The sequence below is a fragment of the Terrisporobacter mayombei genome (genome assembly GCF_020748465.1).
Classification (GTDB): Bacteria; Bacillota; Clostridia; order Peptostreptococcales; family Peptostreptococcaceae; genus Terrisporobacter; species Terrisporobacter mayombei.
This window is the reverse complement of the sequence record NZ_JAHZMP010000002.1, coordinates 39,878-64,624: the sequence shown is the minus strand read 5'-3', so window position 1 is coordinate 64,624 and position 24,747 is coordinate 39,878. Positions and strand designations below refer to the sequence as shown.

At 27.3% G+C, this 24,747-nt stretch carries 23 protein-coding genes and 2 riboswitches; of the genes, 7 read left to right on the top strand and 16 right to left on the bottom strand.

What is annotated here, in order from left to right; translation table 11 throughout:
* Positions 1-97: 97 nt before the first annotated feature.
* Positions 98-289, bottom strand: a riboswitch (cobalamin riboswitch).
* Positions 290-523: 234 nt separating this feature from the next.
* The 5 genes from K0039_RS06580 to K0039_RS06560 are packed head-to-tail and all read right to left on the bottom strand — an operon-like array spanning position 524 to position 5,625.
* Complete coding sequence (locus K0039_RS06580; RefSeq protein WP_228104262.1) at positions 524-2,122, bottom strand: HAMP domain-containing sensor histidine kinase; 1,599 nt, start codon at positions 2,120-2,122, stop codon at positions 524-526.
* Positions 2,109-2,810 (bottom strand): response regulator transcription factor, encoded by a 702-nt coding sequence (locus K0039_RS06575; protein WP_228104261.1) that lies wholly within the window; start codon positions 2,808-2,810, stop codon positions 2,109-2,111. Before K0039_RS06575 ends, K0039_RS06580 begins: the two co-directional genes overlap by 14 nt.
* The gene (locus tag K0039_RS06570; protein ID WP_228104260.1) at positions 2,800-3,876 is read right to left on the bottom strand and encodes a lysylphosphatidylglycerol synthase transmembrane domain-containing protein; all 1,077 of its coding nucleotides are present in this window, start codon (positions 3,874-3,876) and stop codon (positions 2,800-2,802) included. The genes K0039_RS06575 and K0039_RS06570 overlap by 11 nt, the downstream gene beginning before the upstream one ends.
* Complete coding sequence (locus K0039_RS06565) at positions 3,869-4,558, bottom strand: polysaccharide deacetylase family protein (protein WP_228104259.1); 690 nt, start codon at positions 4,556-4,558, stop codon at positions 3,869-3,871. Before K0039_RS06565 ends, K0039_RS06570 begins: the two co-directional genes overlap by 8 nt.
* Positions 4,549-5,625, bottom strand: a complete 1,077-nt coding sequence (locus tag K0039_RS06560) for an MGDG synthase family glycosyltransferase (protein ID WP_228104258.1) — start codon at positions 5,623-5,625, stop codon at positions 4,549-4,551. The genes K0039_RS06565 and K0039_RS06560 overlap by 10 nt, the downstream gene beginning before the upstream one ends.
* Positions 5,626-5,981: 356 nt before the next feature.
* Between K0039_RS06560 and K0039_RS22165 the strand changes: the two genes are divergently transcribed.
* The 3 genes from K0039_RS22165 (at position 5,982) to K0039_RS06550 (ending at position 7,088) form a co-directional block, all read left to right on the top strand.
* A complete protein-coding gene (locus tag K0039_RS22165) occupies positions 5,982-6,323 on the top strand; it encodes a LysR substrate-binding domain-containing protein (protein ID WP_306665644.1) in 342 nt (113 codons plus the stop codon).
* A gap of 56 nt (positions 6,324-6,379) precedes the next feature.
* Positions 6,380-6,643: a type 2 periplasmic-binding domain-containing protein gene (locus K0039_RS22160; protein ID WP_306665643.1), complete on the top strand. Its 264-nt coding sequence runs from the start codon at positions 6,380-6,382 to the stop codon at positions 6,641-6,643.
* A gap of 214 nt (positions 6,644-6,857) precedes the next feature.
* Positions 6,858-7,088 carry a hypothetical protein gene (locus K0039_RS06550; protein ID WP_228104257.1) on the top strand — a complete coding sequence of 77 codons (231 nt, stop codon included), beginning with the start codon at positions 6,858-6,860 and terminating at the stop codon, positions 7,086-7,088.
* Positions 7,089-7,188: 100 nt separating this feature from the next.
* Here K0039_RS06550 and K0039_RS06545 read toward each other — a convergent pair whose 3' ends face one another.
* Together K0039_RS06545 and K0039_RS06540 are read right to left on the bottom strand one after the other, a co-directional pair.
* Entirely contained in the window at positions 7,189-8,073 is an 885-nt protein-coding gene (locus K0039_RS06545) for a sigma-70 family RNA polymerase sigma factor (RefSeq protein ID WP_228104256.1), read from the bottom strand.
* A 280-nt stretch (positions 8,074-8,353) separates the two neighbouring features.
* Positions 8,354-8,884 (bottom strand): type I restriction enzyme HsdR N-terminal domain-containing protein, encoded by a 531-nt coding sequence (locus K0039_RS06540; protein ID WP_228104255.1) that lies wholly within the window; start codon positions 8,882-8,884, stop codon positions 8,354-8,356.
* 642 nt (positions 8,885-9,526) lie between these two features.
* On the opposite strand from K0039_RS06540, the gene K0039_RS06535 reads away from it, so the two are divergent.
* Positions 9,527-10,828 carry a DUF1002 domain-containing protein gene (locus tag K0039_RS06535; protein ID WP_228104254.1) on the top strand — a complete coding sequence of 434 codons (1,302 nt, stop codon included), beginning with the start codon at positions 9,527-9,529 and terminating at the stop codon, positions 10,826-10,828.
* Between the two features lie 45 nt (positions 10,829-10,873).
* On the opposite strand, the gene proC is transcribed toward K0039_RS06535, so the two are convergent.
* The gene (gene proC, locus K0039_RS06530; RefSeq protein ID WP_228104253.1) at positions 10,874-11,674 is read right to left on the bottom strand and encodes a pyrroline-5-carboxylate reductase; all 801 of its coding nucleotides are present in this window, start codon (positions 11,672-11,674) and stop codon (positions 10,874-10,876) included.
* A 37-nt stretch (positions 11,675-11,711) separates the two neighbouring features.
* On the bottom strand, positions 11,712-12,323 hold the full coding sequence (locus K0039_RS06525) for a DNA-3-methyladenine glycosylase (RefSeq protein WP_228104252.1): 612 nt from the start codon (positions 12,321-12,323) through the stop codon (positions 11,712-11,714).
* A 126-nt stretch (positions 12,324-12,449) separates the two neighbouring features.
* Between K0039_RS06525 and K0039_RS06520 the strand changes: the two genes are divergently transcribed.
* Positions 12,450-13,361, top strand: coding sequence for a Ppx/GppA phosphatase family protein (locus tag K0039_RS06520; RefSeq protein WP_228104251.1), 912 nt, complete (start codon positions 12,450-12,452; stop codon positions 13,359-13,361).
* A gap of 65 nt (positions 13,362-13,426) precedes the next feature.
* On the opposite strand, the gene K0039_RS06515 is transcribed toward K0039_RS06520, so the two are convergent.
* The 4 genes from K0039_RS06515 to K0039_RS06500 all read right to left on the bottom strand — a co-directional run bounded on the left by K0039_RS06515 (position 13,427) and on the right by K0039_RS06500 (position 16,913).
* On the bottom strand, positions 13,427-14,230 hold the full coding sequence (locus K0039_RS06515) for a MetQ/NlpA family ABC transporter substrate-binding protein (RefSeq protein WP_228104250.1): 804 nt from the start codon (positions 14,228-14,230) through the stop codon (positions 13,427-13,429).
* 172 nt (positions 14,231-14,402) lie between these two features.
* Positions 14,403-15,065, bottom strand: coding sequence for a methionine ABC transporter permease (locus tag K0039_RS06510; protein WP_228104249.1), 663 nt, complete (start codon positions 15,063-15,065; stop codon positions 14,403-14,405).
* Complete coding sequence (locus K0039_RS06505) at positions 15,058-16,023, bottom strand: methionine ABC transporter ATP-binding protein (RefSeq protein WP_228104248.1); 966 nt, start codon at positions 16,021-16,023, stop codon at positions 15,058-15,060. The genes K0039_RS06510 and K0039_RS06505 overlap by 8 nt, the downstream gene beginning before the upstream one ends.
* An 89-nt stretch (positions 16,024-16,112) precedes the next feature.
* Positions 16,113-16,216, bottom strand: a riboswitch (SAM riboswitch).
* 88 nt (positions 16,217-16,304) lie between these two features.
* Positions 16,305-16,913 carry a hypothetical protein gene (locus tag K0039_RS06500; RefSeq protein WP_228104247.1) on the bottom strand — a complete coding sequence of 203 codons (609 nt, stop codon included), beginning with the start codon at positions 16,911-16,913 and terminating at the stop codon, positions 16,305-16,307.
* 485 nt (positions 16,914-17,398) lie between these two features.
* Between K0039_RS06500 and K0039_RS06495 the strand changes: the two genes are divergently transcribed.
* Both K0039_RS06495 and hydE read left to right on the top strand, forming a co-directional pair.
* Positions 17,399-17,884, top strand: a complete 486-nt coding sequence (locus K0039_RS06495) for a hypothetical protein (protein WP_228104246.1) — start codon at positions 17,399-17,401, stop codon at positions 17,882-17,884.
* Between the two features lie 584 nt (positions 17,885-18,468).
* Positions 18,469-19,527: a [FeFe] hydrogenase H-cluster radical SAM maturase HydE gene (gene hydE, locus K0039_RS06490; RefSeq protein ID WP_265589436.1), complete on the top strand. Its 1,059-nt coding sequence runs from the start codon at positions 18,469-18,471 to the stop codon at positions 19,525-19,527.
* 77 nt (positions 19,528-19,604) lie between these two features.
* Here hydE and K0039_RS06485 read toward each other — a convergent pair whose 3' ends face one another.
* The 3 genes from K0039_RS06485 to K0039_RS06475 all read right to left on the bottom strand — a co-directional run bounded on the left by K0039_RS06485 (position 19,605) and on the right by K0039_RS06475 (position 24,620).
* Positions 19,605-21,731, bottom strand: coding sequence for an adenosylcobalamin-dependent ribonucleoside-diphosphate reductase (locus K0039_RS06485; protein ID WP_228104245.1), 2,127 nt, complete (start codon positions 21,729-21,731; stop codon positions 19,605-19,607).
* A gap of 200 nt (positions 21,732-21,931) precedes the next feature.
* A complete protein-coding gene (locus tag K0039_RS06480) occupies positions 21,932-23,491 on the bottom strand; it encodes an ABC transporter permease/substrate-binding protein (protein ID WP_228104244.1) in 1,560 nt (519 codons plus the stop codon).
* Positions 23,484-24,620, bottom strand: coding sequence for an ABC transporter ATP-binding protein (locus tag K0039_RS06475; RefSeq protein WP_228104243.1), 1,137 nt, complete (start codon positions 24,618-24,620; stop codon positions 23,484-23,486). Before K0039_RS06475 ends, K0039_RS06480 begins: the two co-directional genes overlap by 8 nt.
* Positions 24,621-24,747: the final 127 nt, after the last annotated feature.

The following is a 24,747-nucleotide window of genomic DNA, read 5'->3' as shown; positions in this document are numbered from 1 at the left end:
ATTAAAAATAATATTTTTTATAATGAAGATTAATTTACATATAATTATCAAAAATCACATGAAAAATAAATCTCCGATTATGCCTTCGGAAACTTTCACCATAAGCTTACAATATGCCTGTATTCTGACTAAAGCTCAAACCTACTCTTTGCTCCTTCCCAGAGATGCTTCCAGTGGTAATAGCAAATTTCGTAACTTATTACAGCAGGGATAATCTGTGGCGGAATCTCACCGCACTTCCAAAATAAAAAATATTTTTTATTTTTCTACATATATTAAGTATTTATATATTTACATTATTATTTTTTATTATCTATAATATTGAATGAGTTTACAAATTATTACCTTATATTTATTATACAATATATTTACTGAAACTTAAGTATAGTATTTTTTCTAACTAAAGAGTACTATGATAGTACTACTTTCTGCATACTTCAAAAATAGAGTGATTCTATTTTTATCTAATTAAAAAATGCTAGGTATCAAAACTCATACCTAGCATCAATAAATCTTTTTTAATTTAAATTTCCAAATCTCTTGGAAGTATAATTTCAAATTCTGTTTTATAGTTTTTTCTTGCATAAACAATTTTTATGCTTCCACCATGAGCCTCAACTATTTTTTTACTTATGGCAAGTCCTAGTCCTGAACCTTTTTTTGTACGGGACTTTTCACCTACTACAAAAGGCTTGAAAATATTTTTTCGTATTTCCTTGGAAATTCCCTGTCCATTATCTGCAATATTAATTTTCACTTTATCGAAATATTCTTCTATTTCAAATAATATGGATAAATCTTTTTTATTATGCTTTAGTGAATTTGAAATAATATTTTCAAAAACACGTTTTAATTGAATTCTATCTAACTTACAATAAATAGGCTCATCTGGAATATCAGCCTCTATTTCTACTCCATTTATATCTAGTTCTTCATATTTTCCTGCAAGATAAACTCTACCATATTCACATAAATCTACTTTTTCAAATACATACTTATAATCTGGATGTTCCAATTTGCTGTATTCATAAAAAGTATTAATCAATTCATCTAAGTGATCTGCTTTTTTATAAATAGTCATAAGATATTGGTCTTTTTCTTCTTCTGAAACTAGATTATCACAAACAGCCTTTGAATATCCCTTTATAACTGTTATTGGGGTCTTTAAATCATGGGATATATCAGCGAGTATTTTTTGCTTTTCTTCTTCCAAGCTTTCACGCTTTTTCTCACTATTGTACAACTTTCTTGACATATCATTGAAACTACTACAAATATCACAAAATTCCTGTGGTCCATCATAATCTAAATAATTTTCACGCTCACCGTTTTTAAACTTAACAATGGCTTCATTTAAAATATTAATTGGTCTTTTTACTTTGCGATTTATCCAGATAATAAATATTATAATTAGAATAATATATATCAATATAAATAATGCAAATGCACATATAGAAGTAGTCAAAATCTTGCCGTATATTTCATTAGTAAGAGAAGGAGTATTTATTAAAAGTGTTAACTTCTCATTATCTTTGTCTTTAAAGGAGTATTTTCTAATATCATATCCTTTTAGATAAGTTCCTTTTAAATATTTGAACTCATTTTCAGTAAAAGATTTTCTAGTATCTCCTGTATTTGTATATATTAAATTAAATTTATCATCTACAACGTATATTTTATTATGAATGTTATCATCTTTATCATAATAGGTTATTGATACTGATACATTTTCTTTATTTTTATCATTTTTATATTTTTGGATATCAATATAAGGATCATCATAATAATCATGTATACAATTTAGCTCTTCCTTTGTATATTTTTTATTGAATTTTCCAGGTTCACTTTCATATATAACCTTATTATTTTCATCTAATAATTGAATGAAAGTATCTTTCCCAGCTAATTTTTTTATACGTGATTTATTAATTTCATTATTATCATTATCAGAAATTAAACTTGCATAATCCACTAATTCTTTTATTTTAGGTTCACTAATAATATCTTTTATTTTATGATTTATACCATGCAATATACACACAATAGAAATTATGATAACACCTGTGAAAGCAATATAATTTCTAACTAAAATTTTGTAAAATTTACTTTTATTTTTTCGCAATTTTATATCCGATTCCTCTTACAGTTTTTATATACTTTGGGTTTTTTGAATCATCTTCTACTTTTTCACGCAGTCGAGAAATATGAACCATCATAGTATTATTATCACTTTCAATATAGTCTCCATTAATCGCTTCACATATCTGCAACTTTGTATATACTTTTCCTGGTGTTTTCATAAGAAGAGCCAAAATTTTATATTCTGTAGGAGTTACTACAACTTCTTCACATTTTTTATAAAGAGCTAACTTTTGGGTATCTAAAGTTAAGTCACCTACTATTAATTGTCTTTCTTCATCTTTTGGCACTACTATTTTATTAAAATCATAAAATCTTCTTAAATTAGAATTAATTCTTGCGACTATTTCCAGTGGATTAAAAGGTTTCGTTATATAATCATCTGCACCTAAATTCAATCCCATTATCTTATCATTATCTTCGTTTTTAGCAGATAAAATTATTATTGGAATAGTATATTTTGATCTTATTCTCATAGTTAATTCATAACCATCCATTTTTGGCATCATAATATCCATTACTACTAAATCAACTTTTATATTTTCTATTATCTGTAATGCATCCAACCCGTTCTGAGCAGAAATCACTCTATGTCCATCATTTTCAAGATAAATCTTTAGTAGTTTTATTATGTCTATATCATCTTCTACAACAAGTATATTATATGTCAAAATTTTCACCTCTTCTTTTTCTCGTAACTTTAATATAATGATTTCCTCTAATGTTTAAAAGATAAGTGGCAGCAAGAACAATCCCACTTAATAGCACTAATAAATAAAAACTTATTCCTCTACTTACAAGCATAGCTGAACTTAAAAGTTGAGCTGGGAATAAAGTTTTATAAATAAGCATAAATCCACTTTCACTAGCTCCTACAGCTCCAGGCAATGGCAATGCAGATACACTAATGTATAAGACTGATTGTAACATAACTACTGTCACAAAAGAATATCCACTCAACCCAGATGCCTTGTATATCCAAAATGAAATACTATGAAGGGCTATTATTTGTATCGTTGTAGTTAATACAATTTTTAAAACTGTTAGTTTATTTTCTTTAAAATATTTAGCGCTGTCTTTGTATTCTCTCACTTGGCATAATGCCATTTCCCTAAATTTATCTACTTTTTTATATTTGATTTTCACTAAAATAAAACAAATAAAATCAATAAACTTTCCTATAAATCTTCTTGAAAAAATTGCTGTTAATATAAATATCATTACTAATGTATTTAAAAAAATTCCTAGTGCAACAAAATATTTAATATTCCCTAAAGTATTAACTAATAATTCATGTTGAGCTATATATCCTATTATGGCCATAGTAACTGTTACAAACTGAAAGCTAGCAAGATCCATAAGAAGCGCTAAAGATGAGTGTGATACTTGAATTCCATCTTTATGCATATAATAAGCTTGCATTGGTTGACCTCCTGTTGCAGAAGGTGTTACAGAACTAAAAAATAGGCCTACAATTGCATATTTTATGGAAGTTAGAAAATTAATTTCATACTCCATAAGCTTTAGACTTCTACCTATATTAATACCTTCGCAAACAACAAAAGTAAAACTACAAATTATGCCTATTATTATATAATTTATATTTAAAGTAGATATGGCCTTTATAATCTCTTCTATATTATTATTTTTAAAAATCATATAAAAAGTTAATAAAATTAACCCAATGAACAAGCCACCGTTTTTTAATATATTCTTTGGAGAAACTTTTTTACTCATAATAATCCTCCATAGTCAAAAATTTATAGCCTTCTTTCTCCCAAATTGGAATTGCTTTTTCTAAGGCTTTTATTGTCCTAGATGGTGCTTCATCTTTGCCACGTCCATCATGCAAACATATTATGCTACCATCTTTACTTCTTCTTAATAATTTATCACATATAACATGAGATGTTGTGTTTTTTTCCCAATCTTGTGCCATTACATCCCATAGTACTTTAATTAAGTTGTGTTTCTTCACTTCATGGTTTGTAAATATATTACAATGTCCCCAAGGTGGTCTATAAAACTTCACATCAACACCTAGTTTTTCCATTGTTTTTACACTTTGTTCAAAATCATATGAAGTGTATGATTTACTTTGATATAAGGCATTTTTATGTTCATAAGAATGAAGTCCTATACAGTGCCCTTCTTCTTTCATTCTATTTACTATTATAGTATTTTCCTTAGCGAAAGTTGCAACCATAAAGAAAGTTGCCCTTATATTATGTTTTTTTAACAAATCTAAAAGACAAGGCGTATACTTTTCATCCGGTCCATCATCAAAAGTTAAGTATAGTACTTTATCCTTTGAGTTGTTTTTCTTTGTTAGTTTATATTGAAGTTTATATAAATAAGTTGGCACAATACTATAACACAACAATATTATAACCAAAATCACTATAATTTTTAATAGCAAGCTGTTATCCCTCCATAGTAGTAATCAAGTGGTGATGTACTTTGTAATTTTTCTTTTTCAATTAAAATATTTTCTTCCATATTTTTTAAAAGTAATTCATTATTTAATAAAGATGTTACATCTTCATAAATATCTGTTCCATTTGTCCATATTACCTTACCAATACAACTGTCTTGTATATATAGTGCATTTCCTATTTCCTGATATAAAAATGGTCTAATAACATATAATGGCGTTCCACTAAAAATAGCTTCAAATAATGTTATTCCACCAGATTTTGAAATTATTAAGTCTGCCTTTTTCATATATTGATCAACTTTATCTGTATATCCAATTGATTCTACATTCGGATACTTTTCTTTTACATGTTCTAACAGTTTTTTATTTTTCCCTGCGATAAATGTTATTTTTATATTATCATCTTTTGAAAGTTTTTCTAAAGAGTCTATTGCACAAGGTATAAGACCTAGTCCACCACCCATTATTAACACTTCTTTTTTATCCTTTGATTTTTCTATTATCTTTTCTTCCTTAAAATTTTGTTTCACAGGGATACCACTAATTACTATTTTATCACTATCTACATTTTTACATAAAAGTGAGTTTTTTGTTATATCACTGCCCACAAAATATAAGTCTGTTTGTTCACTAATCCATTCCTCATTTACAGATATATCCGTAACATAAGTATAAAGAGGAATATTACAATTTCTCATTTTTTTATATGCTGAAAAATATTGAGAGCAAGCTGGAAAAGTTGAAATTACCAGATCAACATCATTATTTTTTAATAATAAATCTATTTTTTTTATAACTGATTTTTTTAGTGGTACACTAGTTCTTTTTGCTACAATTTTATTAAAAAAATTATAAATTAAAGAGAACTTATTAACCATAAAATTAAAAATTAAATATATTAATTCACTAAACTTTGGAAATATATACTCTATCATATCTATTATAATAACTGTTGCCTCTGGTTCTTCTCTTAATATTTCTTCTTTCACAGCTTCTGCCGCTGAGTAATGGCCCATTCCAAATGCGCCTGTAAATATTAATGCTTTCATATTAATTACCTCACAATCTATTAACTAATTTTAAGTATACAATAATTATTTTCCTACTGCCTTTACATTTTCGTAAGGTTACGTAATATAAGGGCATTTTAGGTTACATTTTTGTCACATTAGTTTTTCATCCATTTTTATTATGATAATAGTAAGTAATATTAATGGTTAAAATATATAAATTAAAGTTATACTTATTATAATAACTTATTATTTATATAGGAGGAAGATATTTTTATTGAAGAATTAAAAACATTTATATCTGTTGTTGAGTTTAAAAACATAGATCTATTAAACAAAAAAACATATACATTACAGAAAATGGCGAAATACTATATAAAAGAGCTAAGGAAATATTGAACTTATTAGATATAACTACGGATGAATTACATAACACCACACAAAATGTAGAAGGACATTTAATAATTGGTGCATCACTACCAATAGGAGAATACATTTTGCCTAATTCTTTAAAAGAGTTTTGTTCCAAATATCCCAACATACAAATTGAAGTTCTTATTGAAAATACAAAGTCTATTTGTGATAAATTATCAAATATATCTTTGGACATAGGCCTAGTGGAAGGAATGGTTTCTTCTCCTAATTTGAATCAAACATATTTTTATGAGGATAAAATGGTTCTCGCTTTGCCATATAATAGTGATATTGATGAAGATAACTTTTCTTTAGATAAATAAAAAAACATAATTGGATTGGTAGAGAAAAGGGATCTGGTACAAGAGAATATTTAGATATGTTCTTAAATACTTCCAAAATCACCCCTAAAAATATTATGGTCTTTGGAAGTAACTATGCTATTAAAGAAGCTGTAAAAAATAATCTAGGAGTTACTATTACATCAAGTTTACCATCAACTTGTAACAAAGAATTAAAAATTATATCATTAGATTACAACTTAACTAGAAACTTTTCTTATATTCTTGCTAATAATATTACCCATTCTAAAGCAAATGATTTATTTATTAGAGAATTAAAAGGCTTTGTTTTAACTTTGTAGGTTAAATATCATTAAACAAATAATTTTTTTCATAGTAGAAATATGGTTATTTACAAATTTCTCATGTAGAATTTTATATTTCCTTGTATTATTTTAAAAGTTAACATGTTTTTTTTTTATATTTGCAAAATTAATGTAGTTTTTTTTATGGTGAAAGTAAGGAATAAGTATAGTACAATTTTGTTAATAAAAGATTTCATGAGGAGGTTTTATTATGAGTGCTACTGTTATTTTTATTTTTTCTTTACTATCCTTAAGTCTTGTTTATTTCTTGTTAAAAGTTTGTATCCAGTTTAATCGTATAAATAAGTTGAATTTATTGCTTGGTATGGATGTTACAAAACTTTATAATATTGATGACAATCATGAAGATGATTATTATTTTAATTACTTAATAAAAAAATCTGCTATGCAGCTATATATTTTATCAAATAAAAAGGTCTAATTTTTACTATATAACATTCGTATATTATTGTGAAAAGTAATTTTTTACATAAAAATAGGTGATTACAAATTTATAATCACCCATTTAATATTAATCAAATTTAATAGAAATTTTTTAGTTGCTTAAGTCTACTAGGATGTCTCAGCTTCCTAATAGCCTTAGCTTCAATTTGTCTAATTCTCTCTCTTGTTACCCCAAATACTTTTCCTATTTCTTCAAGAGTTTTTGGATCATCATCATCTAATCCAAATCTCATTCTTAATACTCTTTGTTCTTGGTCATTAAGACCTGTAAGAAGTTCATCTATCTTTTCTCTAAGATTCTTTTGCTCCACTTCATGAATTACAACATCGTCCAAGTTGGCATCTGATGGTATAAATTCAACTAAAGAACTATCTTCATCCTCTTTAATAGGAGTATCTAAAGATACTACATTTTTATCTCTTTTTAATATTTCAAGAATTTTATCAGGCTCCATATCGCATACTTCTGCTAGCTCATCTAATGACGGCTCTCTTTGTAATTCATTAGACAATTCCTGTTTTTTTCTTTTAATGTAGTTTATTCTTTGATGAAGATGCACTGGAATTCTTATAGTATTTTCGCAATCATCAATATATCTTGTGATGCTTTGTTTTATCCACCAAGTAGCATAGGTACTAAACTTAAAGCCTTTTTTGTAGTCATATTTTTCAACTGCTTTTATTAAGCCTATATTTCCCGCTTGAATCAAGTCTAGCATATCTACATTTTCTTTTCTGTATTTTTTTGCAATACTGACAACTAGTCTATAATTGGCATTAATAAATTTTTCTTTTGCCTCAGGAATAGAATCATTTATTTCTTTTGCCAATTCTATTTCTTCATTCGGTGTTAGCATTTTGTATTCTTCAATTTCTTTTAAATACATTTTCATAGCATTTGATGCAGATGATGAATCTCCAAAAACATAATTTTCGTAAGTATGCTCTTTGTTAGCCCCCATATAATCTAACCCCTTCTTTATACATATTGTTCATTAAAAAAATCGGTAAAAACATATTTTGTCTATATCAACTATAGTATGTTTCACTCCATGAAAAAATGCATGTTCTTTGTATATTTTCTAATTCATTAAATATTCAACATAATAACCTAAAAACCTTTATTTAAGTTATTTCATTTTACAAATTATTAAAATATATCCTATTTTACAGTTAATAAAAAATATTTACAAATCTATTTTTTATTATGAATAATTATATTATTATACCTAACTTTTCTAATTATTTTGAACAACCACAGTCATGGTCATCATTACAACCACAATCATCTCCACATCCACAATTGTGGCCTTCTTCATGATGGTCATGACCACATCCGCATCCATCATGGTGATGGTGTTCTAATTCTAAACTTTCTTCTGATTCTAAGAATTCTCTTTCCATTTGTTCATATGTAGGTAGAGATGCTTCTGTATCATATTCTTCTCCTGTCCAATCTGCATACATCATTTGATCTCCATTTGTCAGTATCATTCTTCCAGCCATTGTTATATTATCAACATACTCTAAGAACTCGATTTCCTTTTGTAATGTATCTCCTTCTAATTCTACGTCATCGTCTGTACATCTTACTATTAATACTGGTGCAAAATATCCTTCTTTATCTTTTACATTTACAACTATGTCTAATATTCCTTCAGCACCTTCTTCAAATTCACTTAATAATACATTTGTATCTATCATATCTTGAGGTACTAATAAATCTTCTATTAGATATTTTAAAACTCTTTCTTTAACTAATTCTTGTGACATTACTATTCTCCTTTCAATGCTTAAGTTAACATTGTGAAACATTATTATAATTTATTTCCTTTATATAGTATAATACATTTCATGATTTTTCAATCATCTTCATTCTTTATCATGAACAAATAGATTATATTTTATAAATACTTAAGTTCCTTTTTACATCTGCTTGAATTAGAAGATTTTTTAAAATTTTTTCTTGCAGGTTCTGGTCTTGGAAATTTAACTGCTTCATGCAATCCCCCCTAATAATATATTATGTGTTCTGTTGATTTATAATTATTTATTTTCTACATTAAAAATATTATCTTCCTTTAATATATTATTCTTTATATAATTGAAACCCTTTTTACCATAATAAATAAATATTCTACATTTTCATTTATTTTAACTTGCTATATAAATCTTACAATTTTCTTAAAATAGCCACAAATAATTTTTTTTATAATATAATTAATAGGTATCTAATAATAATTAGTAAAGATTTAAATATAAATTGTAATCACAGTTACAATGTTGTCATCGCATTATATTGTTAAATATTATACTATATTCACAGAGTATTTTTACTCTATATTAAATCTTTACATAAACCTACTTAAAAGAGTAATATAATTATTTTAGGTGGGAATTTTAGGAGGAAATATTATGAAATTTAAAAAGAAAGTTAGCTCTCTGTTAGTAGCAATGACAATAATAGCAAGTAGCATTGTGCCTTCTTTTGCTGATGGTACTAGAGTAGTGACTATAGGTGTTAACAATACAGCTGAGCAAAGACAAAAGATATTTAGTTATTTTGGTGTAAAGGAAAATGAAGTTCAAGTATTAGAGGTAAATAATAAAGAAGAAAGAGAATACTTAGGAGGAGTTGCCACAGAAGCACAACTTGGAACTAAAACATACTCTTGTTCTTATGTAGAACCAACTAATAGTGGTGGAATAAATGTAAAAACTGCGAATATAACTTGGGTTACTTCTTCAATGGTGGCATCTACCTTATCAACTGCTGGCATGACTAATGCAAATGCTGTAATAGCTGCAGTATTCCCTGTAAGTGGTACTGGTGCTTTAACAGGTGTTATGAAGGCTTTTGAAGATGCTTCTGGTAAAAAATTAGATGAGGATAAAAAAGAATTAGCTTCTGAAGAATTAATAACTACGGGAGATCTTGGTGATAAAATAGGTCAAGATGAAGCAACTGGTGTTGTTAATGATATAAAAACAGAAGTTATTAAAAACGGTACAAGTGATGTTACTCAAATAGCAGACATAATTAATAATGTAACTAATAATTACAATGTTACATTAACAGATGCTCAAATTAAACAAATAACTGATTTAATGGAAAAAATAGCTGCTCAAAAATATGACTATAATTCAATGAAACAAACATTAAACAATGTTTCTGATGTTGTTCAAGACAACTTAAAAGAAGCTGGTAAAGAAGTTGGTAATTCTGGAATAATGGATTCTGTAGGAGGTTTATTCTCTTCTATAGGAGATTGGTTCTCTAACTTATTTGGTGGAAGCAAAGACTTAGGTATACTTGGTGAAACAAAAGATGATATGTTAGGAAGCAATGCAGTTATAAATGCTACAGACAAAGCTGCTGAAAAATTACCTTCTAGTGAAGAAGTTGACGGTTTCTTCCAAAAGATAATTAACTGGTTTACAGGCTTATTTAATAATGATTCTGATAAAAATAACAATAGCGATAATGTAAGTAATAATGCAAACAGTGAAAAATCTAAAGAAGAAAATACTCAAACACCATCAAAAGAAGAACCTACTAACAACAATGTAGAAAATAATGCAGATAGTACTGATAATAAACAAGATAGCCAAAGTACTGATAATACTCAAAATAGTAACAAAAATACTAATGATAATTCTTTAAATGTTCAAACTGAAAATGAAGAACATTTTGATTCACAAAATACAAATCAATAAATTTCCATAAGAAAAACTCCCATTTTATAATGGGAGTTTTTTATATTATTTACTCATTTCTATACTTTTCTTAATACAAGAATCTATAGCTTTTAATACAGCACCTCTAAATTTTTCTTCTTCTAGTACTTTTACAGCCTCTATTGTTGTTCCTCCTGGTGAACATACCATATCCTTCAACTCTCCAGGATGTTTCTCTGTATCTAAAACCATTTTTGCAGCTCCTAATACTCCTTGTGCAGCAAATGTATAAGCCTTGTCTCTTGGCATACCAGCACGAACTGCACCATCGGCTATTGCTTCTATGAACATAAAAGCATAAGCAGTTGATGAGCCACTAGCTCCTATTACTGCATGAATTAAATCTTCTTTTAATACTTCACTTTTTCCCAAAGAATCAAATATAGATTTTATAAAACTTAATTCTTCTTCGCTTATATTTTTATTTGGAGATAAAGAAGTCATACCTTCTCCTACAAGAGAAGGAGTATTTGGCATTGTTCTTACTATTTTTTTATCATCTCCAATAATTTTTTCCATTGCTTCAATAGTTTTTCCTGCTGCTATTGTTATTATTATCTTATCATATATTAAATCTTTTATTTCTTCTAATATTTCATCATATATTTCTGGCTTTACACCTATTACTATAATATCTGAAAATTCAACTACTTCTTTAGAATCTTTAGTTACATTAACATTATAATCTCTTTTTATTTTTTCAATTGTTCTGTCACTTTTGGCAGAAGCAATAATATGGTCATTATCAATTATTCTAGAATTTAATATTCCCCCTAAAATTGCCCCTCCCATATTTCCTGCACCTATAAAGCCTATTTTTTTCATAATCTGTCCTCCTTTTTCATAATACTATTAAATTATATCATTGCTTATTTATAACAGAAACATTTTTATTGTTTTTAATGTAAAATCTCCATGGTTTGTCTTTATCTTCCTGTGCATAATCTATATTAATTCTTTTGTCTTCCACAATTTCGAAATCATTATCTATATTATCTTCTATATAAAGTTTACTTCCAAATATATTTTCCCCACTTAGACTTCTGTCAACATTTAAACCTTTGCAAAGTTTGCCTGGGCCATTCGTTAAATTCTTTTTTTGATAATTAGTCAATTCATCATAAGATTTTGAAAATCTATTATAAGATATTTCATCCAGATCACTTATGGGCTCAACTGCTCTAATCAAAACACATTCTGGTATGTTTTCTTTGTTAGCTGAGAGATTCAAACAATTATACATACCATAAATTAAATATACATAAATATGTCCTCCACTTAAGTATAGAGGGTCAGTTCTAGTGCTTTTTTTATTTTTATAAGCATGGGCAGCTTTATCAATAGCTCCCATGTAAGCTTCTGTCTCTACTATTTTTGTTACAATTTTTTTATCGTCATATTCTCTAATTAAAAATTTATTTAAAAGATTTCTAGCTAAAGTTATTCCATCTGTATTATAAAATTTTTTATCCAAGTTAAATCCTCCTCACTTATGCTTTTCTCTTTATTAATATTAGTATAACTCTATTTTTTTCAATTATTGATGAAGTAATTATATTAAACTATAATTTATTTATAGACATATACAGGGGGGATTAAATTGAAAACTTTAGGAATAATTGATATTGGCTCTAATTCAATAAAATTAATAATCGTAGAGATAAATAATAATTTACATAATGAGATTTTTCATAAGAAATTCCAAACTAGATTATCTGATTTCGTAGGAAGAGAAAACAAAGAATTATCCTCTGAAGGTATGAAAAACTTCTTTGGAATTATATTTACTTTTAAAAAATTCTGTGACGACTTTAATTGTGATGAAATAATTGCTGTAGCTACAGAGTCCCTTAGACAAATTAAAAACTCCACAGAGATTATAAATCATATTTCTAATTCTTTAGATGTACGCATAAGGATATTATCACCAAGTGAAGAATGTTACTTTGGTTATGTTTCTTCTATTCCAAAGGACTCAAATAATTATGTTCACTTAGATATAGGAGGAGGAAGTGTAGAAATAGGCTTAGTAAAAGATAAAATCCTCATAAAAAGTGTTAGTATACCTATGGGTGCTTTAATAATTACAAATAAATTTCATATTAAAGATGGTATTTCCAATGATGAAATAAGCCAAATTAAAGAATATATATTTGATAAATTAAAAAATATTTTATGGATTAATGAGTGTAAAAATCTGCCTACAGTTGTAATTGGTGGATCAATAAAAACTATTGGTAGAATTCATCAAAAAGAATATAATGTTATGTCAAGTATTCATAATTATGAATTAAATTATAATGATATAGAAGTTCTTTTAAAAAAAATTAGCAGTATGTCTTTAAAAGAAATAATTAGTACCACAGGCATATCAAAAAGTAGGGGTGACATTCTTTTAGGTGCTTTAATTATTTTAAACAGTCTTATATTATATTTACAATCTTCAAAAATAATCATTAGTAAGTTTACAATCAGAGAAGGTATTATTAACGACTATATAAAAAATACTTAGTTATTTTAAACTAAAAAAGAAGGATATTAAATCCTTCCTTTTTATTGAAAATTATATATTATAAATTAAAATGTTGGAACTATACTTCCTTTATATTTTTCTTTTATAAATGACTTAACTTCATCACTTGTTAATGCTTCAGTTAATGCTTTTACTTTTTCACTATCTTTATTATCTTCTCTACAAGCTAATATGTTAGCATATGGTGAATCATTAGATTCTATTGCTAAAGCATCTTTAGTTGGATTTAAGTTAACATTTAAAGCAAAGTTAGTATTTATTACGGCAAAATCTACATCTTGTAAAGTCGATGGTACTTGAGCCGCCTCCACTTCTACTATTTCCACATTCTTAAGATTTTTAGTTATATCTTTTGCTGTTATTAATTCTTTATCAGCGACTTCTATAATACCATTATCAGCTAATAGTTGTAATGCTCTTGCTTCATTTGTTGCATCATTTGGTACAGATATTTTTGCCCCATTTTTTAAGTTATCTAACTTATCATGTTTTTTAGAATAAATTCCCATTGGCTCTATATGAACCTTAGCTGTATAAGTTAATTTTAGATCTTTTTCTTTGTTCATTTGTTCTAGGTAAGGAACATGTTGGAAGTAGTTTGCATCCAGTTCTCCCTCTGATAAAGATGTATTTGGAAGTACATAATCATCAAATTGTATTACCTCTAATTCATATCCTTTTTCTTTTAATAGTGGTTTTACAACCTCTAAAATTTCTGTATGTGGTGTTGGTGACGCTCCCACCTTTATAGTTTTATCTTCCTCTTTACTAGAATTTGAGCATCCTACAAATAATGATGCACTTATAATTCCTAATAATGTTAATCCTAATAATTTTTTTAATTTCATTTTAAAATCCCCCTTGTATGTATAATTTTTTATTTTAAAAGATAATTAATCTTCTACTTTAATTTGGTTTTATATCATTGTTCGCAACGCATTTTTCTGAAGTGATAGAAAAATAATCCGCCCACACGTGGCTCAAAATCACATCGTTGGCGACATAAAATGTTAATACATTTTATTTTAGTTTTTTATATGCATAGTCTCCTGCACTTTGTATTAGCTGTACCATTATAATAAGTGTGATTACAACATATATCATAACTGAAGTATCAAATCTTTGATGCCCATACACTATGGCAACTTTTCCAAGACCTCCTGCTCCTACAGTTCCTGCCATAGCCGTACAACCCAATATGGAAATTATGGATAAAGTAATTCCAGATACTATTGACGGCATTGCTTCTTTTATCATTACTTTAAATATTATTTGTAAGTTTGTAGCCCCAAAAGATTTTGCAGCTTCTATCAGCCCTTCATCTACCTCGTTTAATGCATTTTCAATTACTCTAGCAATAAATGGCGCAGCACCTATGGTAATAGGAACTATAGCTGCTGTTTCTCCAATAGACGTTCCAACAATAAATCTAGTGAAAGGAATTAATGCTATTAGTAAAATAATAAATGGAAAACTTCTAACCATATTCACTATAAATCCCAGAATACTGTATACGACTTTATTTGGCTTAAGCCCTTTTGGCTTAGTAACCACTAAAATTATTGCCATTATAAATCCTAAAATTGTTGCTACTATAGTAGGCACAATTATCATGTATAATGTTTGAAGTAAAGCATCTCCAAGTATTTCAGTTAAATAAGTATATAAGCTAGTTTTATTCATTTATAATCTCCTCCCATCTAACTTTTTTGTAATTTAGATAATCTTTTATATTTTCTCTATTATCATTGTCCACATTTATAATTAATGATCCAAGTATATCTTCTCTATATTTTTCTAACTTTCCACATATAATAGAGAAGTTTATATCCAAATCCCTTGCCATAGAAGTTATTATGGAATCATTAGAGATTTCTTTTGGGAAGATTATTCTTATATTAGTTCCCTTTGGCAGTACAATATCATCTTCTCCCACTAATTTTTGTAGGTTTTTAGAATTTTGTAAAAATAATTCTTCTGTATCTCCTATCTCTAACACTTCTCCATTTTCCATAATAGCCACTCTAGAGCAAATTTGTTTTATTACTTCCATTTGGTGAGTAACCATAATTATTGTTATATTAAGCTTTTTATTTATATCTTGTAGTAAGCCTAATATGGATTTTGTTGTGTTTGGATCTAGAGCTGAAGTTGCTTCGTCACATAAAAGTACTTTTGGGTTTAGTGCTAAAGCTCTTGCTATTGCAACTCTTTGCTTTTGACCTCCACTTAGGTTCCTAGGTTTCATATTTTTCTTACCTTGAATTCCTACCAATGACAAAAGTTCATCTACTCTTTTATTTATTTCATTTTTTGAATATTTAAAGCATTCTAGTGGTAGAGCCACATTTTCAAATACTGTTTTTCTCTCTAATAATGAAAAGTGTTGAAATATCATTCCCAAATCTTTTCTTAAAAATCTAAGTTCTCTTTCATCTAAATTTTTCACTTCTCTGCCTTGTACTGTTATACTTCCATCCTCATAAGTTTCTAGTCTATTTATGCATCTTAGTAATGTGGATTTACCTGCTCCACTATGGCCTATTATTCCAAATATCTCGCCTTCTTTTATATGCATATTAATATCATTTAAAACTTTTGTTTTTCCATAATACTTATTTACTTCACATATTTGTATCATATTATTCCCCCCTTAAAAGTCTCTTAATTTTGTCTAAAAATAGTATTAAAAAAAGCCTAAGTATAAACTTAGGCTAAATAACTAATTTATACTCATCTTTCAACTAAAAATAGTTGCAGGATTTAGCACCATGTACAAATGTACTGGTTGCCGGGTTTCATAGGGCCAGTCCCTCCACCTCTCTTGATAAGAGTCTTTTTAATTTTTATTATGTTATAAATGTTAATCATTTTCTTTTTGCATGTCAATCATTTATTTTATTTTTATAAATAATTTTTTTATTATTTAGTATTTCTAGTAATACCTAATTTTGTATCCACATCTTTTAACATTTTAACAAAATTATTAGTAACATTTTCTCCAGCTCTCACTGTATCATCTACTAATTTAATAAATTCATCTTGTGGTTTATTGTAATCTGATTTAGATATTTTATCTAATTTTGCTATTTTAGCATCTATATCTTTTATTGATTTTTCGCCTTCAGCTATTAAACTTTCATTCATTTTCTTTAATTCAGGATCTTCAGTTTTTACATCCTTTTTTAATCCATCTACAAAAGCTCGAATTTTTTCTTTACTATCTTTGTAAGCAGCTTTTACTTCATTTAAATATTGTTCGTTACCAGGATATTTTTTATTTTTATATGTGTTAGTTACTGTATTAACATCAGTATACATGTTATAGTCAGTTAACGTTCCCACACTTTTGTCGTATAGTCCTGTATAATTGTTTACATAAGTTTTGTCAGTTGCTTTATCTGTAGTTTCTGTTTTAGTTTCTGTTTTAGTTCCTGTATTGGTTTTAGTTGGTGCTGTAGTTTTATTACTACAAGCTACTGCAGTAAAAAGTAAAAGTAAAGATAAAGTTAGTGTTAAAAATTTTTTCATTTAAATTACCCTCCATTTAAGTTATGTCTTTAAATATTATTATCTCTATTTTTTATTTTTTTATTTGTATAGAATAATTTTCTAAAACAAAAGAATTATATGTAAAATTATGTAATTTATGTAAAATTTATTTTTCTTCAAAAATCTCTATAATTGTATCATCTTTTATAATAAAAGCTATTCTTGTTTTTGTCTAAATTGATAGATTCAACTATTACATGATCAGCGTCTTTCAAATAAAAATCTAGCAATTATGTCATATGATAATATTCTAATTACTTTATCTAAATTAATATTATCATAAAGATTTAACATATCCCAAACAATAAATAATAGAGGAAGTTTTTTTAAAATTTTCTATTATTTGAAAAAATGTATTAAATTATTATAACTAAAATATATTTATAATAAACATTATCTTAATATAGTAATCATATAATATTTATAACTATTTATTTAACGCTATAATTTGTGGAGGTTAAAATATGGCATCATCTAAATCCAGGATTAGTAAAAAAAATCTATCTGATGAAACAAACATTCAAATAAAACTTCTTCAAAATGGAAGATTTGCCACTATACTTTTTATGATTGGATGTTTTCTTAACTTTATTGAGTATAACTATTCTGAAAAAGCCATACTCGAGTCTGCATCAAGTGTAGAAGAATATAATTCAATTGTACTCGATAATAAACTAAAATCTGCAGCAATAGCCCAAGCGGTAAGTATAATATTTTTAATTGCTATTATTATATTTGCAAGCGATAACTTAATAGATTATAAGTTAGGATTAGGTATAGTTGCTTCAGACCCATCTGACAATAGTCCTAATTTTGAGATATTTAATGAAAATAGTAATAATGGATTGAGGATTATTACTGTTTTTTCCTTAGTAAAAGTACTAGGTTATTTGGGTGCTGCTATCGGATATACTGTATATTTAAAAGAATTAGAAGAGTCAAACTCTTAGATTTATTATAAAAATAACTACTAAGTTTAAAGCTTAGTAGTTATTTTTAATATTACATAAGTAATATTAATTTCTTTTATTAGTTCCCCTTATTAATTCTTTGATCAAAAAAACAAATACTGTTAATAAAATTAGTATTTTTTATATTTTTTAAACATATTTCTCTTATGCAAGCTATTTTAAAGTATCTTTTTTAAAATAATTATGGATTTTTATTTACTTTCATACTATACTTTTTATATATGTTTTTAATAATTGTATTTAGAGATTTTCTTTAGATATAATTTAATCAAAATTTACTACCTACCAGAAAAGTATTAACTGATCTGTAAGGAAATTAGTTTATATCAGTACATAACTTTATTTACAAAAATACTAACTTTTCTTTCATTAGTTTAATTGCTTTTGAGAAAAGTTTTTTTATTGTAAAATTGTATTTTCTTAAATTATAAGTGGATCTTATTAGATTAAACTTAACTTTATTTTATTTAAAATAATAGTTAATTATGTACTTTTGTTGTCTCTTTTTAATTAAAAATTGAGCATTATTTGTTGAATTCATATGAAAATATTAGGAGGAAAATATGAATATAATAAAGTTAATTGACAAACTATATGAAGAAAATTTATTAAACAAAAATGAAATTCTCTATATACTTGATAATATTAAGAGTTATGAAGTTGATTATTTATGTGAAAAAGCTGTAGCTACTAGAAAGAAGTTTTATGATAATAAGGTATATATGAGGGGTTTAATCGAATTTACAAACTACTGTAAAAATGATTGCTACTACTGCGGTATAAGATGTTCAAACAAAAATATTTCTAGATATCGACTAAGTTTAGAACAAATTATGGAATGTGCAGATTTAGGATATAAATTAGGATATAGAACTTTTGTATTACAAGGTGGGGAAGATAATTATTTTACTGATGATAAAATTGTTGAAATTATAAAATCAATAAAATATAAATATGATGATTGTGCTATAACCTTGTCTATAGGTGAAAAATCTTATGACTCTTATAAAAAGTTTTTTCACGCTGGAGCTGATAGATATTTGTTAAGGCATGAAACTGCAACAGAAGAACATTATAAAAAGCTACATCCTAAAAATTTAAGATTATCAAATAGAATTAATTGTCTTAGAGATTTAAAAGAAATTGGATATCAAGTTGGTGCAGGATTAATGGTTGATTCTCCATACCAAACTAATGAAAATATAGCTGAAGATCTAATTTTTTTAAAAGATTTAAATCCAGAAATGGTTGGTATCGGTCCTTTTATTCCTCATCATGATACTATTTTTAAAGATGAACCTACTGGCTCTCTTGAAAAATCTATTATTGTTTTAGCTCTTACGCGACTTTTACTTCCATCTGTGCTTCTACCTGCAACTACTGCACTTGGTACTATTAATCCAAAGGGGCGCGAAGCAGGTTTAAATGCTGGATGTAATGTAGTTATGCCAAACCTTTCTCCTACAGATGTTCGTTCTAAATACGCTTTGTATGATAATAAAATTTGCATGGGTGATGAGGCTGCTGAATGTAGAAATTGCATAGAAAAAAGAATAAATATGGCTGGATTTGTATTAGATACATCTATAGGAGATAATATAAATTGGCATAGTCCCTTATAAGTTTAAAATACTTTAAACTTTTCATTTTGAATAAATAAGAAAAAACAGTTGTTATTTGCATAACAACTGTTTTTTCTTTAGTTACATTTACTATAACCACATTGAAGGCATATTGTACAACCACCTGTTGGAATAATAGATTCATTTCCACACTCTGGACAAATAAATTTTTCATGACCTTCTTCAATATGATATTCTTCAAACTTTTCTATTTTTTCTTCTTTCTTCTTTTTATCTTTTTTATCATTTAATAATACACCACTTCTCTCACAGCCATCTCTGTATACTGTTATACCTTTAAGCTTATTTTCCCAAGCAGACATATAAATATTATAAACATCTTCTATTGTGACCTCATAAGGTAAGTTTATAGTTGATGATATGGATGCATCAATATGCTTTTGCCAAACTCCTTGCATATCTATTCTTTCTTCTGGCTTGAGGCTCATAGCTGTTACAAATATATCTGGCAGTTCATTTTCATCAGTAATATCTTTTAAATTCATGTATTCTTTTACTATTGGAGTATATACTTTGTAGTAAACATCCTGTGAGTGAAGTGTTTCTGTTTTTCTTGTGTATGAAATATTAAATATAGGCTCTATTCCTCCACTTATGCCAAGCATGGTAGATATGGAACCTGTTGGTGGTATAGTTAATATTTGTGAATTTCTAATCCCATATTTCTTTACTAATTCTTTAACATCTTCATTTATGTTATTTATAAAGAAAGGTGATTTAAACACTTTTTCTTCATTGTATTTTTCAAAAGGCCCTCTTTCTTTTGATAATAAGGCTGATTTTTTCACTGCGCTATTTAACATATTTTTTGAAATTTCATTACATAGATTAATTGATTCTTTTGAACCATATCTAATATTTAATTTTATAAGCATATCAGCTATGCCCATAACACCAAGACCTATTTGTCTATATTCAGAAACACTCTTTTGTTGTTGTTTTAGTGGATGAAGAGAAAGTCCTTCTTCTAAAACCTCGTTTAATCCTAGTATACAATCTTCTACACAAGCTTTGAATTTTTCCATATCGAATATGGCATTATCTGTAAATGGTTCCACAACAAATTCCGATAAGTTTATGGAACCAAGTAAACAGCTTCCACCTGCTGGAAGAGGCTCTTCTGCACAAGGATTTACGCCATCATGTTTAAACTTTTTATCTTCACTTAATAAGTGATATTTACTTATGTTGTCCCAAAATAACATTCCTGGTTCTGCATAGTCCCAATTATTTTTCACTAATTTCATAAATAAATCATAAGCATTAACTTCTTTTATTATTTCTTCTTTCGTTGCTTCCACTACAAATTTGCAAGTATATGTTTCTTTATTTTTAACCGCTTCCATAAATTCATCACTTATTCTTACAGATATGTTTGCCTTAGTAATTTTTTCTAAGTCAGTTTTCACATCTATAAATTCTTCAATATCAGGATGACTTATATCCATGGAAATCATAAGTGCACCACGTCGTCCATTTTGCCCTATAAGCCCTGTTGTCATTGAATATAAATCCATAAATGATACAGCACCTGATGTGGTTTTTGCTGCATTGTGAACTGCTGCTCCATTTGGTCTAAGTTTGGAAATATCTATTCCCACACCTCCACCATAAGAAAAAGTTCTTGCTAAATTTTTAGCTGTATCAAATATGCTCTCTATATTATCTTCTGGTGGTTCTAATACATAGCAATTAGAATAAGTAACCTTTATATTATCTCTATACAAACCTCTATTTGCTAAAATTCTTCCTGCAAATAAAAATTTTCTTTCTCTTATTAATTTTGCAATTTTAGGATTCCCACCACTAATTCTAGCTACCCATTCATTGAAACTTTCATCTTTATACTGATATTTATTTTTCCAAATAGACTTTTGTAACTCATCCATATTCCACTTGGAATTTCTAATTTCAGTTCTTCTATCTCTATAAATAATATATTTTTTAGCAATATCTTTTCTATTCGATGACATTAATAAGTCTTCTACTTCATCTTGTATGTTTTCTACTGTTGCTTCTATTTCTTTATTTTGTATTTTTTCTTCAATCATTTTGGCTATAGCATGAGCCAATTCTATATCTGTACCAAACTTACTATTGATTGAAGATTTATATACTGCATTAAAAATTTTTCTTTTATCAAATTTTTCTATTGTTCCATCCCTTTTAGATACTTTAATCATATTTTTGCTCCTAAATATTTTATTTAAATTGCTTCATTTACATTTAATTTATTTTCATTACATATATCCTATGTACTTTATTATTTATTAATTTCATATTAATATATTTTGTACTCATTGATTTATTATTCAAAGAATTATTTAGTTTTTTGCCCATTATAAAGCCCTTCTAAGATAAAACTTAGAAGGGCAAATTATAATTAATCTTTTATTAAATTTTTTTCTACTAAATAATCATGAGCTACTTTTTCTGGAGTTTGACCTTCTTCGTCAACCTTATAGTTTAATTCAATCATTTCCTCTTCATTTATTACACCACTCAGTTTATTTAAAACTTCCTCTGTTTCAGGGTATTTTGCTATTAAATCTTCCCTAACTAATGGTACAGCATAATAAGGTGGGAAAAATTCTTTATCATCTTCTAACACTTTCAAATTGAATTTCTTTAATAATCCATCAGTAGAAAATGCATCTATTACTTGAGCATCTCCTCTTTTTAAGGCTTGATATCTTAAAGCTCCATCCATACTTTTAATTTCTTTAAATTTCATATTATAATATTTCTGTAATCCAGGTAAACCGTCTTCTCTATTTTGGAATGCTAATGTTGGTGAAAATACAAGGCCTTCTGAATGTTTAATTAAATCAGAATAAGTCTCTATATTGTATTTCTTAGCAACTTCAGAATCCATTGCTAAAGTATAAGTATTATTAAAACCAATAGGATCTAATACTTTAATACCATATTCTTTATCAAGATGATCTTTTACTCGATTATACACTTCATTAGCATCTCCTGTTGCTTCTTCTTTCATAATATTCATTAAAATAGTTCCTGTATAATCAGCACACATATCAACTTCACCACTTACTATGGAGCTCCAAAGAACTGTTGTACCCATATTTAATTTTCTCTCAATATTGTAATCAGTATACTCTTCTAGTAAATCCGCATACATATTTCCAAGTATAAGACCCTCTGTGTAATCCTTTGAACCTACTACTATAGTATCTTTTTGCCCAAAGCTAGGCACTATTGATGAAACCAATATCACCACTACAACTATAGCTGTGCACACTTTTAGACCAGTATGAGTACTTTTTCTTTTTTCATTAGATGATTTTTGAGATGAATATTTGCTCATAACAGCTTTTTCCACTCTTGAGAATATGTAATCCACTGTAAGAGCTAAGATACAAGCTGGAATAGCACCTGCTAGAATCATTATATTATTAACAGTTTGAACACCAGAGAATACTAAATAACCAAGGCCGCCTGCTCCTATAAATGCTGCTAAAGTCATAAGTCCAACGGCAGTTACTGCTGAAATTCTTATCCCTGCCATAATTATTGGAAGAGCTAAAGGCAACTGTATTTTATATAAAATTTGCTTTGAAGTAAGACCAATTCCTGTAGCAGATTCAATTATATTTTTATCTATGCCAAGAATTCCTGTTGTAGTATTTTTTACTATAGGTAACAGAGAATACAATACAACCATCATTATGGCAGGTTTACTTCCAATTCCTAGTACCGGAACTAATAATCCAAGTAGTGCCATGGATGGTATTGCTTGAAACACATTTATTATACCTATAATATACTTTCTAAGTTTTTCATTCTTCGAAACTAATATTCCAAGAGGTATACCAATAATTATAGCTACAACAATTGCTACTACTGTCAATTGAATATGTTGTATTAACAAAGATATAATTTGACCCTTTTGTGCTGATAAATAATTTATAAAATTAGTCAAGTACACTCACCTCCATTTCAAGGAATTGCTCACTTAAAACAGAAAGTAAACTACTTCTTGTTATCAGACCTGCTAACTTATTATAACGCGTGACTACAGGCACATGACCAATACCCTCTCTATTCATTACTTCTAATATTTCAACTAAATTGTTATCATCATATACAAATACAGGTTCATTATTCATAATCTCACTTAAGTAATGATTTTGAATACCATTTCTTCTTAGTTCTTTTATTGTTACGATACCAAGGAAATTTTCGTCTTTATCAACGACTAATAAACTGTCTACTTTGTTTGTTCTCATAATTTCCATACCTTGTATAACAGTTCTTGATCTTTTTACACTTATAGGATTTTTAATCATTATGTCTCTGGCCTTAATGTATTCTGGCGCATTCCACAATCTATCACTACCTATAAAGTTTTTAACAAATTCATTAACGGGATTTCTTAGTAAATTTTCTACTGTATCATATTGCTGAACTTTTCCATCTTTCATAATACATATTTTGTCTGCCAATTTTAATGCCTCATCCATATCATGAGTAACAAATATAATAGTTTTCTTTAATTCTTCTTGAAGTGAGTATAACCATTCTTGTAGTTGAGTACGAGTTATTGGGTCCAATGCACTAAAAGGTTCATCCATTAAAATAATTTCTGCATCAGTTGCAATAGCTCTTACAAGCCCTATCCTTTGTTGCTGACCACCACTAAGTTCACTTGGATATTTATCCAAAAACTCTTTAGGATCTAAGCCTACCATGTTCATCAACTCTATTGTTTTTTCTTCAATCTCTTCGTCGTTTTTTTGTTTTTTTAATTTTGGAATTAATTCTATATTTTCTTTTATTGTCATATGAGGAAATAATCCTATACTTTGTATTACATAGCCAATATTTCTTCTTAACTTTATGGGACTTTCCTTAGATATAGGCGTACCATTTATGAAGATTTCTCCTTTTGTAGGCTCAATTAACTTATTTATTAATTTTAATGTAGTAGTTTTACCACAACCACTAGGCCCTATTAGAACAACAAAACTGCCATCCTCTATTTTCAAGGAAACATCATCTAATATAGTTTTCTTCCCTACTTTTTTAGATATGTTTTTTATTTCTATCATAATATCTCCCCTCCTAAACAAACAACTTATTTATATTTATAAGTTGTTTATCATATATTGTACCACTCCTCTTCTTCACATTCAACAATTTAGTAAAATTTTTAATTAAATTCATATTAAAATGCAT